Annotated in this window: 15 protein-coding genes; 3 read left to right on the top strand and 12 right to left on the bottom strand. The window is 51.6% G+C overall.

The genetic code is table 11. The features are described 5' to 3' along the window. Positions 1-50: 50 nt before the first annotated feature. From tnpB to hxsB, 8 genes are all read right to left on the bottom strand, one after another. Positions 51-419 (bottom strand): IS66 family insertion sequence element accessory protein TnpB, encoded by a 369-nt coding sequence (gene tnpB, locus AC5JQH_RS14040; RefSeq protein WP_008169629.1) that lies wholly within the window; start codon positions 417-419, stop codon positions 51-53. Further along, a complete protein-coding gene (gene tnpA, locus AC5JQH_RS14035; protein WP_008169631.1) occupies positions 419-727 on the bottom strand; it encodes an IS66 family insertion sequence element accessory protein TnpA in 309 nt (102 codons plus the stop codon). The genes tnpB and tnpA overlap by 1 nt, the downstream gene beginning before the upstream one ends. Before the next feature lie 263 nt (positions 728-990). After that, positions 991-1320 carry a hypothetical protein gene (locus AC5JQH_RS14030; protein WP_493805703.1) on the bottom strand — a complete coding sequence of 110 codons (330 nt, stop codon included), beginning with the start codon at positions 1318-1320 and terminating at the stop codon, positions 991-993. Positions 1321-1638: 318 nt separating this feature from the next. After that, positions 1639-2901, bottom strand: coding sequence for a His-Xaa-Ser system-associated MauG-like protein (locus AC5JQH_RS14025; protein ID WP_493805702.1), 1263 nt, complete (start codon positions 2899-2901; stop codon positions 1639-1641). Next, the gene (locus tag AC5JQH_RS14020; protein WP_007155098.1) at positions 2898-3257 is read right to left on the bottom strand and encodes a TIGR03982 family His-Xaa-Ser system protein; all 360 of its coding nucleotides are present in this window, start codon (positions 3255-3257) and stop codon (positions 2898-2900) included. Before AC5JQH_RS14020 ends, AC5JQH_RS14025 begins: the two co-directional genes overlap by 4 nt. Further along, complete coding sequence (hxsA, locus tag AC5JQH_RS14015) at positions 3254-3829, bottom strand: His-Xaa-Ser repeat protein HxsA (protein ID WP_493805701.1); 576 nt, start codon at positions 3827-3829, stop codon at positions 3254-3256. Before hxsA ends, AC5JQH_RS14020 begins: the two co-directional genes overlap by 4 nt. Further along, positions 3826-4950, bottom strand: coding sequence for a His-Xaa-Ser system radical SAM maturase HxsC (gene hxsC, locus AC5JQH_RS14010; RefSeq protein ID WP_493805700.1), 1125 nt, complete (start codon positions 4948-4950; stop codon positions 3826-3828). Before hxsC ends, hxsA begins: the two co-directional genes overlap by 4 nt. Beyond that, positions 4943-6001: a His-Xaa-Ser system radical SAM maturase HxsB gene (gene hxsB, locus AC5JQH_RS14005; RefSeq protein ID WP_493805699.1), complete on the bottom strand. Its 1059-nt coding sequence runs from the start codon at positions 5999-6001 to the stop codon at positions 4943-4945. The genes hxsC and hxsB overlap by 8 nt, the downstream gene beginning before the upstream one ends. 14 nt (positions 6002-6015) lie before the next feature. Here hxsB and AC5JQH_RS14000 point away from each other — a divergent pair. From AC5JQH_RS14000 to AC5JQH_RS13990, 3 genes are all read left to right on the top strand, one after another. Then, positions 6016-7178 (top strand): IS3 family transposase gene (locus tag AC5JQH_RS14000; protein WP_348296564.1). Its coding sequence is split into 2 segments (ribosomal slippage): positions 6016-6271 and positions 6271-7178, totalling 1164 coding nucleotides; the frame shifts between segments, so codons are not numbered across the junction. Further along, positions 7175-7669, top strand: a complete 495-nt coding sequence (locus AC5JQH_RS13995; protein WP_493805698.1) for a hypothetical protein — start codon at positions 7175-7177, stop codon at positions 7667-7669. Before AC5JQH_RS14000 ends, AC5JQH_RS13995 begins: the two co-directional genes overlap by 4 nt. A 496-nt stretch (positions 7670-8165) precedes the next feature. Further along, positions 8166-8354, top strand: coding sequence for a hypothetical protein (locus tag AC5JQH_RS13990; RefSeq protein ID WP_219496315.1), 189 nt, complete (start codon positions 8166-8168; stop codon positions 8352-8354). Positions 8355-10397: 2043 nt separating this feature from the next. On the opposite strand, the gene AC5JQH_RS13985 is transcribed toward AC5JQH_RS13990, so the two are convergent. From AC5JQH_RS13985 to AC5JQH_RS13970, 4 genes are read right to left on the bottom strand one after another with little or no spacing between them, the layout of a single operon-like run. Further along, positions 10398-10796: a hypothetical protein gene (locus tag AC5JQH_RS13985; RefSeq protein ID WP_219496312.1), complete on the bottom strand. Its 399-nt coding sequence runs from the start codon at positions 10794-10796 to the stop codon at positions 10398-10400. Between the two features lie 2 nt (positions 10797-10798). Further along, entirely contained in the window at positions 10799-13036 is a 2238-nt protein-coding gene (locus AC5JQH_RS13980; protein ID WP_219496309.1) for a hypothetical protein, read from the bottom strand. Continuing rightward, complete coding sequence (locus AC5JQH_RS13975; RefSeq protein WP_219496307.1) at positions 13033-14625, bottom strand: site-specific integrase; 1593 nt, start codon at positions 14623-14625, stop codon at positions 13033-13035. The genes AC5JQH_RS13980 and AC5JQH_RS13975 overlap by 4 nt, the downstream gene beginning before the upstream one ends. Continuing rightward, the gene (locus tag AC5JQH_RS13970) at positions 14622-15893 is read right to left on the bottom strand and encodes a site-specific integrase (RefSeq protein WP_219496304.1); all 1272 of its coding nucleotides are present in this window, start codon (positions 15891-15893) and stop codon (positions 14622-14624) included. The genes AC5JQH_RS13975 and AC5JQH_RS13970 overlap by 4 nt, the downstream gene beginning before the upstream one ends. Positions 15894-15921 lie beyond the last annotated feature (28 nt).

Raw genomic sequence — 15921 nt, 5'->3', positions numbered from 1 at the left:
TTATAGCAAAAACAACGTCCTGGCACACCAAAAAAGTGCTACTAAAAGCACTATCCAACGCTCTCATAATGCAGGGTTTTATGGCCTCTCAACAGCGTGATGTCGTAGCCGTCCAGCAGCCAGTTGATCTGCTCACCGGTCAGCGACATCAAGTCATCCGCGGGTCCTGGCCATTTGAACTTTTCTTCAGCCAGAGCTTTGTAATAGAGCACAAAGCCGTTGTCTTCCCACATCAGGCATTTGATCTTGTTCCGCTGCCGGTTGGTGAAGGCATAAAGCGCTCCAGAGAACGGGCTGTGCCCCAGTTCCTGTTCCACCAACAGGGCTAGGCCGTTGGCCTGCTTGCGGAAGTCGATCGGCTTTCGGTACAGATAGATCTCCGGCAGATCCCAGGAGGGACGCAGATAGCGGTGACGCATCACATCTGCCTCAGCACCGCGCCCAGCAACTCAATGTTGCCAGCGTGCAGGCCGGTGATTGATACGCCGCCGGGCAGTGACACGGTCAGACCGGCTCCGGCATTCGCAACCGGTGCCACGCGGGCGAATCCGGATCGAGTTTGAACCGGCTTGCTGGGCTCCTCGCGGCCAGTCAGCTTCTGCCGCCAGTAGACAAACCGGTGGTAAACAAGGGACTCTTGTTTGCAGTAGGCGGCACCGGACAGGCCCGAGGCCTGCCAGTCCGATAGCGTCTGTTGCCAGAACTGATGTAAATCAGGGGTGGTCATCGGATTCCTCCTTCATTTGAAAGCAGGAATCAGTGTGGCGAAATTCAGTTGCCAGCCACAGGTGCGGATTTATTGGCGCTTACACTTAAGGCGAAAAGTGTGGGAGCCAACAGAGGTTTTTTTCGATGCCAAAAAAAATAGCTGGAGATGTGTAAGGAGGGCGTTAGTTCAATGCCAGTAACTTTTTGAACAGTTATCATAATTATCACATAGTGCTTTTTGATGACAATACAAAAGAGCTGGCTTGCTGTCAACAAATAATCTCATGCTCGCGCACAGTGATAATCCTGACAATCCCCATCGGCGTCGCCCCAGCCATGACCGAAGGCAGACCGAGTATATTCTTTCCGGCCACCAGAGCGCGTCTGGCGCTCGCTAAGCGACGCCAATTTAAGTCCGTGGGGCAGTCGCCCGTCCGCCTCCAGGCACGCCTCAACAGAGTCGTAGGCGGTATAGTTCTCGGTACGCTCATACCAGCTGCTTTCTGGCGGGTGACAAATGCCTGACGACGTTTTCTTGATGGTTTCCGCCGCCACAGGCACGACCCCGATGACCCACGACGAAGCCAGAACCAAACACTGGAAATACCGCACTGACCGCTCCTTTCATCCGTAACTTTCTGAATTCATTGGGTATGGCAAAGCCTGTAGCGGAGCGTGTCTCGCTGTAGGAAATGTCTTATCGGATTTACAGAGATCTCGGATTACCCCGGGCGCCCCAATAACAGATACTCAACGCGAGTCGTTTGGTCAGGACGACCGGGGCTCGGCGCCGGCACGGATGCCAGGCAAACGCGACACCTGCCCAGTGGTGTGACGCGCCAGGGAGAGGCCTGGCACCATCACTTCAATGCCCATTCACCAAAACCCCAGATTATGCGCAGTTGGCCCTTGCTGTCAGATAAAGTTTTTTCACAGAGTCCTCAGGAAGGCAACCAACGATTCTAACTCTTCACTTGAAGTGACATCGATGTATTGCAGCAGCTCCGATCGACTTCCCAGAATCTTGCCATAAGTAAGCTTTTCCCGTGTCGAGTTCCAGCCCTTCTCGGCAAAGAATGGAATCGGATTCATGTGGAACAGAACGACCTCCTCCAAGCTGCTGAAAGCGCCGCTGTGTCCGTATGGGGGCGTTTCAGAAACTAATAGTAAAGGTGGCGTTCTGAATCGGAAGCGGTCATCTTTGTCATAAGTTACACCTGCCCGACCTATATCTTGGCCATGAATATGGGTCCCAAGATCGCCTTGCGGTGCAGCGATCGAATGAAACTGAAAATCGCTAAAGCGGCTACCAGAATGGCACGCAGCGCAACGACCTTTACCGAAGAAAACTATCGCTCCCCGCTTTTCTTCCGTGCTAAGAGCGTCGACATGTCCGTCTAAATACCGTTCCCAATCAGTTTTTGGGCAGTTACTGACTTTTTCTGCGATGAAGCTCGCTAAAGCATTTCCAACAAATGGCAGCGTCACTTGGGCTGCAGAAAACCCATTCTCTTCTAATACCTCCAAGAGCTGACCCACAAGTTGATTATTAGTGTCCGCAAGAATCAACTGGAGCACTTCATTGGCAGCATCCACCTTTTCGCCATAGTAGGATGAGTCTATGAGGTCAAGATGGGCGGTCGATTCTATGAATGACTGCTTTCCAAGGAATTCATCACGAGCGAGTAGAGGTAAAATTGCCGCCAGGGCCAAAGGCGACCTAAAGCCCAAGTCCCTTCCTTCCCCGATCGGCGAAAAGATTTTTCCATCTTGAGCAAACACCTTTCCGTCCCAGAAGAAAACCTCATACTCAGAAGATGCCCGACCAAAAAGCGTGAAAGCGTTCCTCGGGACTACAACTCCATCACCAGAAAGCCTCTCTTCTCCTTCACCCTCCGCGCCAACACCAACAGCCATGGGGAGTCCGTCCGTAAGTGCTCGCTGATCAAGGTGGCAAGTCGCACAAGAAGTATCTTGATAGCCGCTAAGGACGGGCGTCGAAAAGAGTACCTCACCGACCGAGGCCATTTCTGGGTCTTTTAATCCTTGCTCGATGTCGCATAGCGCTGGAGAAAGCCGATATACATCTATAATCATGTCGAGCTGCTGATCAAGCGTCAGGGCAGCTGCTCGACCGCTAGCTAAAAAAAAGAGGAGCGCAGTTACAAGGCTTAACCGACCGTATGAACTCATCTTTCCCGAAACCTGTGCTGTTCTACAAGGCGACTTACAGGTTGTTGTTCAGTCTCCAAAGCCTTTAACCCTAGGTACGCGAGAACGTTCTCAGACAGCCCCATTACTAACATCACTTTCCGCGTTTTATCGTACTCATGACAGACCATCAGGTGGACTTCCGCAGATTGCTTAAGCTCATCCGAGCCTTCTTGCTCTGCAAACCATGTTTCGTCCATGGCATTGGCACACTGAGATGCGAGGCGCTTATAGTCACCCTGAAAGTAAAAATATGCCGCGGCGGGTGCGACTATGTTCTTTCCAACCCAGGTAATGCAGAAAACAATCACTACAACCTGAAACACGGTTTTTATCATTGCGCTGCGATACCCAGTGAGTTCAGAAGCTCAGAGTCAATGAGGTTCCCGGCGGATAGATTCTTCTCATCACGATAATCTTTTATCGCCATCCGAGTTTTAGGCCCCATCATTCCGTCGATTTCCCCGTCATAAAACCCCCCAAGCATTAAACCGAGCTGTACTCGCATGATTACCTTCATTCGGTCGCTATAGTCTTTTTTTGTAGTTTTCGGAGCAGTGAACGCAGGCGTCGATGGCTGCCCTAAAGGATCTGCCGTACTCGGCCAGGAGGGACTCGGAGATGGGCTAGATCTTTTAGGGGTTGGTTTAGGCGCAGGAGTGGAAGGGTATGATTTATAACCGCTGCTGCCCGAAGATGACCGATGAGAACTGTGGCTGCGATGAGAGCTATGGCTACGATGCGCTGCAATATAAAGCGGTGTATGAACGTTCAACGGCGCGATCTCGATCCCTTGTAACGCGTCAAAGACGGCATCTTCAGTATTAGGTGCTTCCTCAATCGCATTTGTTCCCTCTGAGATTGCGAGGAACCCCGGCAGAAGCGCGGCCAGACTATTTTTTTTCTTCATACTATCTTCCTTGGTGACTCGTGGAATTTCCCTTGAGACGAACTGAAATAGCCCGAGCAACTTTGCTTGAGCACACAATCGTCACATTCTTCTGGATAGAAATTCTTCCAATCGGAGATGGACTTTACAGCGGCATCTCGGAGTTCTTCCGGTAAGTGGCATAAGGGGTAATTGAACAGGAGGACAGGCAGTCCTGCATCGCGAACCATTCTCACGCCTCGCTTGAGATCTCGGGCATAAATACTGGGATCGCAATAAAGGTTTGACCAGTTTTTGCGAGCCCAACCCGTTGGCTCCAAATTCATGATAGAAATCTGAATGACGTTAGATAAGCACCGGAGAACAAACTCGATGGTCGGGACTATTTCATCTAGATTCATTTGTGTTGGAATGAAGCGCAGTTCGATGGGGATCCCAGCATTACCGGCATTTATGAGGCCTTTCACAGTATCTGAAAAAGCACCTGGTGCTCCAACCAGCTCATCATGAACTTCTCCCAAGCTCGCATAGAGCGGTATCCCAAACGTGATATTAGAGCTTGCTCTAGCCCCAATTTTTTTTGCGAAAGAGCTGTCTGAGAATGCTCGTCCATTGGAAAGGACATGCAAATCAGTTTTAGGAGAACTCTTCTGGACAAAATCCAGAAATTTCACAAAAGCGTCCCCGTAGAGAAGAGGCTCACCTCCGCTTATTCCGACAGTCTCTTCACTACCAAAAGCGGCCAGAGCCATAGCGGCCTGACTAAGAAGCCAATCATCATTGTTCTGCTTGGGAGGTTGAGAGCAAAACGAACATCGGTTGTCGCATCTCTCAGTCACCAATAGGGTATTGTGATTCGCCCTACGAGAGAGAATTACTCGAACGTTCCCTCTACCTGTGAACATTCCGACGTCACCATCTTCGATCGAATCGTAAAGCTCCGTTGAAACTACAAGAGACCGAGAACTGGGCCCGGACTCCGGAAGTTCAATCGCTGAATCTTCACGAAGAACCAGAACTTCATCCAATAAACCATCTGAGCTGAGGGTCGTGTTACCGGCTTTCCTCAGAAGTCGACAACCGGGGTCAAGTTCAATGTCCGACGGGACTGCAAAGATGTCCTTTCTCACAGCATTAACCATGGTGCCAAGTCTCCAGCAGTTCTCTTGCATCATGATCGCTGTAGTACCGGTCTACCAAATATCGAAACATTGATTTGTGATAGTTACAAAATGTCGAAATGGATTTATCCCCAATAGGTTCTCCTTGCTCGCTTATCGACTGACAGGGGTCCGTCCCACAAAAAGGTTGATATGCACACTGCTCACATCCCGGATGAATGAAGTTCATTGAGTCCGTCAGAACCTTTGTATAAAGCGGGTTTGACTTCGCATCAAAATTCTCCAGAGACCCACAGGAAAAATCCACGTTTCCTAATACTCGTTGAAGCATCCTTGCCTCGTCACTCCCAAAAATCTGCCCGTCATAATTAAACATCACGCAATCTAACAGGAACCCACTGGGCGACTTGAGGTCTGCGTAACTATTGAATCCGGGATTGAAAACGCGCTTTAAATGAATGGCGCCTGAGTGCTCGAGTAACGGATGACCCTCGCGATTTCTTTCTACGAGGATGGAAAGCAGCCGATCGTAAAAGTCCATGTATTCTTCAAATGAGTAGCCCGCTTCCCCGCGTTTATTTGCAAACCCATAGGGGCTAATCGGGCGCACAAACATCTCATTCAAACCAAGCTCTAAGTGAGCCCTGACAAGAGACTCGGGCTCTTTTAGAAGGGCTTTGGTCACAGTTGTAACTGTTGCGACGCGTCCGGGACCAAGAACGTTGTTTATTGCCTCTACGCCCCTGACAACAAGCGCATGGGAATTATTTCCCGGCAGAATTCGGTTCTTGTTGTGAACAACTTCGGACCCATCAAGGGAAGTCGAGAAACCGACTTTTCTCGGTTTAGCCCAGTTCAACACAGCCTCGTCGATCAGGGAGAGACTGGTCGTGATTATCATCTCGAAGTAATCCTCTCCCAGCGCTTCAACCGCTTTGGCATAGACGTCCTTCACAAGATCGAACCTTACCAAAGGCTCCCCGCCTTGGATCTCTATCTTGTACGGCGGCTGTCCCAGCTGTAGTGGTTCAATGATTCCGGACACCAACGTAGGTGGTAATATCGCCACCATAAACGAGGTGTCTGATGACCAGAAAGCGACGTTCTTTTTCTCCTGAGTTCAAACAGGAAGCAGCCAGCTTGGTGCTGGATCAAGGTTACACGATTCCCCAGGCGAGCGTGTCTCTGGGAATTGGTGAAAGTGCTATCCGGCGCTGGGTTAACCAATTGACCGAGGAGCGTGACGGTGTCACCCCGAAGGGCAAGGCGTTAACCCCGGAGCAGCGCCGTATTCAGGAGCTGGAAGCCCGCTGCAAGCGCCTTGAACAGGAGAAAGACATACTAAAAAAGGCTACCGCTCTCTTGATGTCGGACGACATGAATCGTACGCGCTGATAGACCAGTTGAGTGAGCGAATACCTGTTGAAATGGTCTGCAATGCGTTTGATATCAGTCGTTCTAGTTACTACGAATACCGCCAACGGCGGAACCGTGTGGATGTTGAGCGTCTGGCCCTGAAGGTCCAGGTAAACCGGCTGTTCACGAAGAGCCGCAGCTCTGCCGGCAGCCGGACAATAAAGGGCTTACTCAGCGAAGAAGGCATTGTCGTCGGGCGCTTCAAGGTTCGACGTCTGATGAGCGAGTTGGGGCTGATCTGTAAGCAGCCAGGCCCTCACGCTTACAAGCAGGCCACGGTCGAACGACCGGATATCCCGAACCACCTGGCCCGCGAGTTCACGGTAGACCGGCCCAATCAGGCTTGGTGTGGTGACATCACCTACGTCTGGAGCGGCCAGCGGTGGAGTTATCTGGCTGTCGTGCTGGATCTGTATGCTCGCCGCGTTGTTGGTTGGGCGTTGTCATCCAGTCCGGATGCAGATCTGGTCGTCAAAGCTCTGGACCACGCCTGGGAACTGCGCGGTCACCCAGAGAAAGTTATGTTCCATTCGGACCAGGGAAGCCAGTATGCAAGCCGTAAGTTCCGTCAGAGACTATGGCGCTATCGAATGACACAAAGCATGAGCCGACGTGGCAACTGCTGGGACAACGCACCGATGGAGAGGCTGTTCAGGAGCCTGAAATCTGAGTGGATACCGGCCTTGGGATATCGGAACCTGCCTGAGGCCAAAAAAGATGTTGGTGGCTATCTGATGGACTACTACAACCGGCAACGACCTCACACGTTCAACGGTGGTATTTCTCCCGTTGCCGCTGAGGAAAACCTTAAAATACTGTCCGGGATTAGTTGACCACTACAATCGACAAACGTGCTCTGGAACTATGGACGGAAGAACAACTGAAGGACTCCGCCATCAAGGCAAGAGAAAGGCTCGAGCGTGAAGAGCGAATTGCCCAGAGTAAGGCTGAAGATAATGCACGCAAAGAAGCCCAGGCTAGACTCGCACGCGACATCGCAATGGAAAAGTTCGCCAATCCTGGCAACATCGGCAAACCGATCTGCATGGCGGGACAGCTTGAATACACCGTTCCCCGGATAAATGTTTTCGGTCAGCAGGTGAATGTAGAGAAAAGCGAGGCTGGGATGATTGTGGGGTATTTCGAGGGCATATCGGATGATATGAGTCGCGTGAAGATTCGCATCAAGGGCTGGTCCACTGACGCTGGACGCCTGCATTTCTCAGACGCTAATAGTTGGCCGAAGATGCGGGGGATATCCTCCAAGCCTGGCAGCATCGAATATCACGACACGAGATACTGGGGATTCTGCACTATCAATTGAATCTGAGGGGAGCGCCTCCTGCTTTCGGGCAACCGATCACGCAGGCACTGAGAAGACAGAACACCGTTTTCTGATGAAAGCATAGCGCAGCCAAGGATGTGGCCTTAGATGAGGATGCGAGAGATACTAAAACACTTCATTAACCACAAAAGTTCGGATGTTTAAGCCGAGTTTTAAACAAAAGCAAACAATCGCGCGCTGAAGATCCAGTAGAGGGGTGAGCACCATAAGAGTATTTGGCGAAGCACCAAAGTAAGAAAAACTCTGATCAGCTGTGCAACTAAAACAGGGATGTTTGCATCTGGGTACTGGACACTCGAACTCTTTAACTGGTCACCCTGAAGAGAGAAAAATACTGGGAAGGTGGAGTGCGAAATCGGAAAAGGGCGGGGTAAACTGGAGACTGATGCAGTTCTTGGGTTATGTGGCTCTCGGATAAAAACCGAGGCTGGGCCGATGACGCAAATTATTCCCGTCACCTCAGGAGGACTTTGAAATGGCTACTACAGCAGATAAGCTTCGCGAGATGCGCCGCAATGCCGGTAAAAACCACGACAAGATTATTCGCACTTACTACGACGAGGTGAATGCCCAAAAGCGCGGAATACCACTGCCGTACGCCATCAACGATGACGTGTACATGGCTCAATCTGACGGTCGCATGGAGAAGATTGATTTAAACTAGCTTTCTACTTTCTATCGAAAACTCTGTGGATGACGATGCGATGAAGCTAGAACACCAATTTTTCCAGTCCTCGCACTTAAACATTTCTTCTTTTGGTAAAGGCTTGAAGGTCAAGCTTGTTTTTGTCGACACCTCCTCGAGGTAGCACGTTGATCGATTTATCTGATTCGACGCTGCTGCTATTGGCTCTTATGCCAATAGCTTTGATTGGTTTGGCACGTCTATCAGCTCTGGTTAAGCCTAGTCTTGCCTGGATTTTGTTACTCTCTTGTCTAGGTATGATTACTTTGACTCTCCTAGCCATACCGATTTTTTTCCACCTTGAGGCATCAGGTATCGTCTACGTTACACCCCACCAAGCGGTAAGTTGGGGGCTTTGGGCTTTGGCTTCAGTCACTACGTCAATTCTGTGGGTCGTCATGATTATTATCCTCCGACAACGTCCAAATGCCTGATTCCGGTTAATCCGCTTCAGCACCCTTCAGTTGCTTCTGTTTTCTTCATCAAACCGCATGTTTTCTGGCGCAATCAGAGGGGAGGGATGCGCCAGAGATTTTCCGAACCATCCATCGAAATTCAAGCCTTTGGCTCCGCATTCCGGATAACTGAGAGCGTAAATATGACCGGTTGACGCGCGGTCGACTTTGCCAAATTATAGTTGCCTCTGCTTTTCGGGGGGATTACCGATGCCGTTGCAAGGTCGCCGATACCTGCGCGGAACTGAGCGATTCGGCACAACGATTCTCCTTGGTTGCACCTTGACATTTGGGCTTTGAGTTGCGCCCTATGGATATTGAGGAGCAAAAAAATGCAGGTCAATACAGGGCAACTCTCTTAATCGGCATCCGGAAAACCTCGCCTTCGACCTCATTGCTAGCATGATTGGTTGGAGAAAGTGCCAGAAATAGGGTTCATTTCTCTGTTTATGTTGGCTGGCGCCCTGACATTCGGGCTCTGAGCTCCAGTTTCAGGATATCGAGGGGCCAAAAAATGACAGGTCAAGACAGGACTCTTCTCTCGGTCGGCATCCGGAAATGGTGGGCGAAGGGCGGAGAAGAGGGAGGTCGATTTCGCCGTTGTGATTATACGGCCGACGATTTATGCTTTTTGACCACGATGCCGGGCCACACTCCGCAATGAGAGGATCAGTGATAGTCAAAAAGCCAAGTCGCCAGCCATCGAGCACCGCGCCCTACAAAAAGTCCATCTCCAAGATGTAATTGGGCGTCACCACTCGATCCGATGGGCGTCCGATAAATAGGAAGAATTGTGAAACCAGAGGCCATTTACTCTCGATGCGGTTGGAATCGCGGACTGGCGAGGGTAAAAAAATCGACTTACCCTGGTCCACTAGACACTCCTGACCTATGATTCGAGCATAGGAGGCCCTGTCATGAGCAGTCGACCCTAAGGAGACCTCGGATCCACTTTCGATTTGGCGAGTTCCTCGCCCTTTTTTTAAGGGTGTCAGGGCGTTCTCGGATAATCGAAGGTAAAAAAATTGCCAGTTGGCTGCCTTGTACCTTTCGTTTTGAACGAGAAACGTTCAGATTTTAAGTAGAGACACGGTTTCCAGTGGGCGTCCGATAAATCCGATGGGCGCCCGAAAAAATAAGAAGAATGTAAAACTAACGGCGTTTTTCAATAACGATCGAAAGATCGGACTGGCGAGGGTACTTAAATTGCACCTTTGCACCACAATTCTTAGAGCATTTTGCCGAAGGACACTCGGGCCCACACCCCATTTCGCGAATTCCTAGCTTTTTTACCGGGTATCAGGGCGTTCTCGGATGATCGAAGGTAAAAAAATTGCGAGTGGACTGCCTTGTTACTTCTGCTTTGAACAAATTGTTCAGGTTTCGGGTAGAGATAAGGTTTCCGATGGGCGTCCGATAACTGGATACACTTCCCATCATACTAATTCCTCGCCACAAGAAATTTGACGAATTTAGGGGCTAAAGTAGGCGTTTTCCAGCATGCTCCAGACCGGATCTTGAAGCACAAAATTTACTCGCGTCCTCGCTTGAGCGAAGCTTCAAGAGATTAAGTCTTTTTTTGAAGCTGGGAGACCGGCTGCTCTAGCTCTGATTGCGAAAGCCCGTGCATGTCAGCGTTCGCCTGCCAAATAAGGAAACGCGCATGCATATCTCGGACGGCTGCCAATAACTTCTGATTCTTCGCGGTCAGTTCCTCAATGCGCTGGTTGGCCGCCTGAATATCTTTGATCCAGCCAGGCTTCAGGTTCTGAGCCTTCAATGCCGCCTTACGATTTTTCATCGCCAAATCAACGGCAGGTAGCTTCATCAGAGACTGGCGAGCACGACTAATCCCTAATTCCTCTTTGCAGGCCTCCACAAGCAACGGCCAGGTCAACTTCGGCTCTGACCACTCTTCAATCAGCTTGATGATTCGTTGCTCGTCTTTCGGCGTTAGATGGCCCATCGCTAACCCTCAATCTCATTCAACAAAGCCGAAACATCATCCAACGATGGCAACGCTTCCTGCGCTCGGCTCTCGTCAATGAAATTGACGTCCATCTGCCTCGACATGATGACGGCATTCTTGGTTAGCGTCCAACCGTTATCGGCGTTCCACACAATGGCACCGTTCTCAAGTTCAGGGTTTTCCAATGTTTCGATGAGCGCTTCGCACTTGTAGAGCTTCTTCTCTAGTCTTTTAACCCACTCACAGGCTCCACACACACCGCGTGACATGGCACCCAGGGCTTTATCGAGGCGGAGTTTAATGTCGTCGCGCTCTTCCTTGAGGTTGCCCAGCTTAACATCATCCCCTTTGACGCACCCGAGCCGTCCGCAGTCCAGACAGGCTCCCATTTTGGGACAGGGCTCGGAGGCAAAGTCATGCACACAGACGCCGATGTGAGTTTGATGGATAATTCTGTCCTGCTCACCTTCGCGCAGATCTTTCACATCCCCCAGGCTCAGCGGCTGATTGGTTCTGACCTTATCCAAAGTCTGACTCGCGTTGCTGCTCTTGATTTTGGGGTGGTATGTCGCAACCCTTTGGGCCCTTTCCTCGATGGTTTCATGGTTGTAAACCGATCCCATCGTCGTGCGCCCGGAGAAGGCGTCTATCAGCAATTGGGACAAGCCAGCCCGATGCATTTCCGTGTTGAGTTCGTGCCGAAACGCGTGCGTGTTTACCCTAAGATTGTGGTAACCATGGTGCTCGAACAGGTTTTTCACAGCCGGGTTTTTCCAATTGCCCAATTGCGCCGACATTCGGTTGGGATCCGCCGCGATCTCTACGCCAAAACCGCGTTTGACAAGCGCAGCACCGGAGCCCTCAGCCAATGCTCCGGTGCGTACTGTGAACAACGCATCACGGTACTTCACGCGAGCTTTGCCGTCTGTGTAAGGCGTGGTGTAGGGAAAGTCCTTCGGGAGATACCTCTCGCGCAACAATACATTTAGCTTGCGCAGCGTAAGCACGAACCGGTCGTCAAACTCAACTCCCTGGATTCCTGGCTTGCCCCTAAAACGGATTGACCTCCCTCGGCTGCTATCCCACCCGTCAAGGATCTCGGCCAAGATCGTGCGTGCAGCAGGGCTGAGTGTCTCTAGCTTCTTCAAAGGTCTTACGAAATACATTTTAAACAGGGACCGCGGGGAGCTTGTCTCACCAACCTTGATTTGCAACGCAGCACAAGCCTCGGTGTAGGTTAGCGACTCATCCGGCCCTTTGGATGGCAGCCCTTTGTGTTGTGGAAATTCATCGGGATGGTCTTCCAGCCAGGCCGCATAGGCCCGCGCCTCATCAGTAAGCGGTTTCAGCAACACGATGGCCCGCTCGACGACCGGCTCCATCTCCGGCCTGATGACCGGCTTCAGCGTCACCTGATTTTTCTTTTCCGCATACCAGCGCAGGAACATGCGGCGATGGCCACTAGCACTCTCTTTAAACACCAAGCAATCCAACTCAACATCCGCCAATTCTCCCACGCGACTCGGGGCACTCAGCAGCAGCGCACAGGCCGAGGTCACAACGATATCTAGAGGACGGGTCATTTCGTTGTTGAAGATCTCTCCAAGAGCCTTAATTGCTTCACGACTGGGCAGTTTTTGTTCCCTATCTACTTTTTGCTGCTCGAGCGTACGACGAGAATCCTTTGTCAGCGGAGAGGACCACCGGAAATCCGTCCTGAGCAGTTTTTTGGCCCGCATCAGGGCGATAATCTGCACAAGTGCCTTGCTGTGTTGGTATGGGACGGCGCCCTTTGTCCAGTGACGGTTCATGTGTTCGCACGCCTTATTACAGACAGCGGCGGTCACCCGCGTCACGTCCCGCGAGCCAGTCAGGTCGACCAATGCAGCCTCCAAAGCCTTCATGGCGGACAGCCAGGTTTGCAACGACTTCTTCTGAGAATACACCCGCCGATATACCAAGATGGCCTTGGCAAACTCGATGAAGGGGGGCTGCATCGTCTTTGGGGCAGCTATCGTCGATCCAAGCGCCGTGAAACTGCAGCTTGTGAAACCATGCTTATGCCAGCTCCTATCTTGCCAGCGAATACTTTCGTACACGCGATTGGGAATACCTTTGGGCAGAGTTTGTTTGGCCCATTGAACGAACGCCTCGAGCTGAACCTCTGCATCTCGGTGGCTCTTCGGCTTAAAATCAACGATGTGATCTGTGGAACTAGAATCGAAAGGTTTTGTCATTTATTAACGCCCTCTGAACCGGTTTGACGCATTGCCTCGCAATCGAGAATGACCTTGCGGCAGGCCAGAATCGGCCGATCCCAGAGCACACCGGTCGTTTTGTCTGTGACCATGGCCTGCGCCCTTCGGCGCTCCAATCGTGCCAGGACAGCGCCGTGATCGGCGTCTAGAAATGGCTGGAATTTTCCACATGGGTAACAGGTAAACGGCGCATCAAGATGACAGATGGCATCGGCTCCGCACACCGCCAAATCCTCAATTTGTCGATCCGCTTGATCGCCGTTTTTCGCTGAGGAGCGATCCGTGACGATGCGCCCGGTAAACGCATTCACCACCAACGCCAGATGATCGCTCATCTTCGCGTCGATCGACGCCATTAACTCCGCCGAAACCTGCCGGTACTTGCGCACTGCTTGAGTAGTTTTTTGCATCAATGCGCAGGCTATCGCCCACTCATCCAGCCCGGCATTGGACAGGTCTGTACCGAGGGTGTGCCTAAACCGATGGCCCCGCGTCACTTTCAGCGGCTGATGCGTGCGAGGCGAAATCGGAAAGCTTTCCATCTGCTCAATGCGCCCAAGCCAAGCACCGACTGTTCCACGCCCCACATGAAAAATCGGCTGCGGCGCGTCTTCGAGGGCTTTTTGGTGGGGGCTATCGAGCAAAACAGGGGGATTTGTCCGCTCCCACAATTTTGCGCCACCTCCCAGCTTCCGACGAAAGAGCGGTACATTCTCAATGGCGGCGTCCCAGTCGGCGCGGCCTGGATACGTTTGCCAGAGTTGCGCCAGAACCAGCCCCTTGTATGCCTGCACGGTGTTGAAGAGGTCTTGATCCAGACTGAACGTTTCGGACTTTTCTCGCCAGCCCGCCTCGTCGTCTTTTTGTTTTACCCAATAAATCCTGACCTTGCAGCTTTGGTCAGTTTTCGTGAAATCACCAAAAACCATCATGCGCACCTGAGCACCACGCTGTCCGTAAATCATCAAAATGCGCAGGTACAGGTACTGCTCCGGATCTAACTGATCGTGACAAAACTGCTCATGTATCCATTGGTGCAGCGCGTCCTGCTCCATCTGCGTGAACGGGCCTTGTTCTGGGTCGAGACTAAGAACCACATCTTTGCTAGAACTCTTTTTTCTGGGCAGCGCCTTGTAGGCATCGATCAGGGATTGCGACGGGCGCTGTTCGAGGGATTCGCAGTCGTGCCAAAACGTCATGAAAGCAGCAAGGGCACTAAATTCACCACTGTTAAAGCGCTCCCGCAGATCGATAAGGTGTGTCTCATTGAGCGGGTCGCGCCCGGCCTGAAAAGCCCGCGACAACACACTGGCGACGCCACATACAGTCATCGCTGCCTGATCGGCCATTCGATAGGCCAGGGCGGCGTGCAGCCAAGGCCGGCAAGCTGGCGAGACGCAGGCAAGGGCCGCCTCCCAGTTGACTGAGTCATGGGCCGATTTATCCGGTTTCCACATCGGATCAGCAGGTGTAAACAACTCCCCACACTTGGCCAAGCGCGGTGTGTTCAGCCACGCATCGAGGGTGTTCTTCGTGGGTGCCTGAAGTGCATCGACGGCAATTTTCACGCTGGATCTCCCTCTGTCGTGTCGGCCTTAACCTTCTGACGGTTGGCTCTAAACCGCTCGGCCCGTTTTTGTATCGCTTCGTCTCCCTCTTCCTTATAGAATTTCTTGCCGTACAGACCGGGCATGTTTGATTCCTGACTCCAACCGAACATCCATGTGAGGGTCTTTTGAACCTGAGTGGTGCGATCCTCCGGTGAGAGCGCGACCAGTTGCTCGCGCATGCTTTCCAGCATGGTGTAAACCGCGTCATGCCTCAAAATATGCGAGTGAACATGCGCCAGTTCGGGAGCTACATCTCGGACCTTAGACATAACGCCATCGATGGCTTTTATTGTTAGAGGACCACCCTCATTTCGTTTGTGTGCGACGAGTAGAAATGGATGCTTCTTGGCTAGCGAGGCGCCTCTATGCGGCTTTCTAGAGCGATATTTGGATTCGTACTCACTGATCGCGTCATACACGTCATCAGTCATTACCAGCAGACGCTCGTGGGTTTTGAATTGCGGGGCCATCGATCGTGGATCGAGGCTCTCATCCTCCAGGTTGACCACCGCTAGTTGACGACTATGCCAGTGAATATCTCTGGTCTTGATCAGCAACATCTCGGAGCGTCGCAGACCCATATCGAGACCTAACAGCAAAATGATGTAGTTACGCTGCCTGATGGCTTCATCTGAAAAGGGGTTATCGGCGCTATCCGGATGCATGATTTCCAGCAATCGAGTTCGCTCCTGACTGGTAAGCCCCTTCATTTCGTCAATTCGCGTTTTTTTCCACGCTGGGCTGGCCGCTTTGATCTTGCGGTTGATACGCCTTTTCACATCGTCAACCGCCTCAGCTCGTGTTGAGAGATCACCCAACTTCTCATAGAGGAAAACCAGATAGTCGCGTACCGCTTCGATTCGCTGCCGCACATGGACTTTGCCAACGGATTTGTATGTAGTCGGATGCAAGCGCATCCCCGCATACTTCAAGGCCAAGGTTTTCTTGCTAAACCCCGCGTCCGACACAAAGCGAGAAAGTTCACTGTCTGTCAGGTATTCGCTTTTAGGGCGCTGTTCGAGGCGAGAAATGAGGTCAATGGAGGAAAAGGCCAGAAACTCTTCAAACACAGCCAGATGCTCCAGATACTTCTTGGTCGTTTCGAGTGCTGCGCCGGAGTGTTCGAAGGTGATGTATAAATTGGGGTAGTATACCGGAATCAGGTCTTGCACCAGCAGCTTTCTTCGAGCAGCATTCACAACTATTTCTATGACTTGGAAACCCACATCGCCCGCTCCTGAAAATTAACTTTTT

This window comes from Marinobacter sp. H13 (assembly GCF_059072335.1).
The sequence above is the reverse complement of the archived record's forward strand: the minus strand, read 5'-3'. Positions and strand labels throughout refer to the sequence as shown.

Bases quoted from the DNA above. Each gene is read 5' to 3' on its own strand.
- hxsA (WP_493805701.1), bottom strand. From the start codon at position 3,829: ATGAAGAAAAAAAATAGTCTGGCCGCGCTTCTGCCGGGGTTCCTCGCA.
- tnpB (WP_008169629.1), bottom strand. From the start codon at position 419: ATGCGTCACCGCTATCTGCGTCCCTCCTGGGATCTGCCGGAGATCTAT.
- AC5JQH_RS14025 (WP_493805702.1), bottom strand. From the start codon at position 2,901: ATGAGTTCATACGGTCGGTTAAGCCTTGTAACTGCGCTCCTCTTTTTT.
- hxsC (WP_493805700.1), bottom strand. From the start codon at position 4,950: ATGGTTAATGCTGTGAGAAAGGACATCTTTGCAGTCCCGTCGGACATT.
- AC5JQH_RS13990 (WP_219496315.1), top strand. From the start codon at position 8,166: ATGGCTACTACAGCAGATAAGCTTCGCGAGATGCGCCGCAATGCCGGT.
- AC5JQH_RS13985 (WP_219496312.1), bottom strand. From the start codon at position 10,796: ATGGGCCATCTAACGCCGAAAGACGAGCAACGAATCATCAAGCTGATT.
- AC5JQH_RS14020 (WP_007155098.1), bottom strand. From the start codon at position 3,257: ATGATAAAAACCGTGTTTCAGGTTGTAGTGATTGTTTTCTGCATTACC.
- hxsB (WP_493805699.1), bottom strand. From the start codon at position 6,001: ATGGTGGCGATATTACCACCTACGTTGGTGTCCGGAATCATTGAACCA.
- tnpA (WP_008169631.1), bottom strand. From the start codon at position 727: ATGACCACCCCTGATTTACATCAGTTCTGGCAACAGACGCTATCGGAC.
- AC5JQH_RS13980 (WP_219496309.1), bottom strand. From the start codon at position 13,036: ATGACAAAACCTTTCGATTCTAGTTCCACAGATCACATCGTTGATTTT.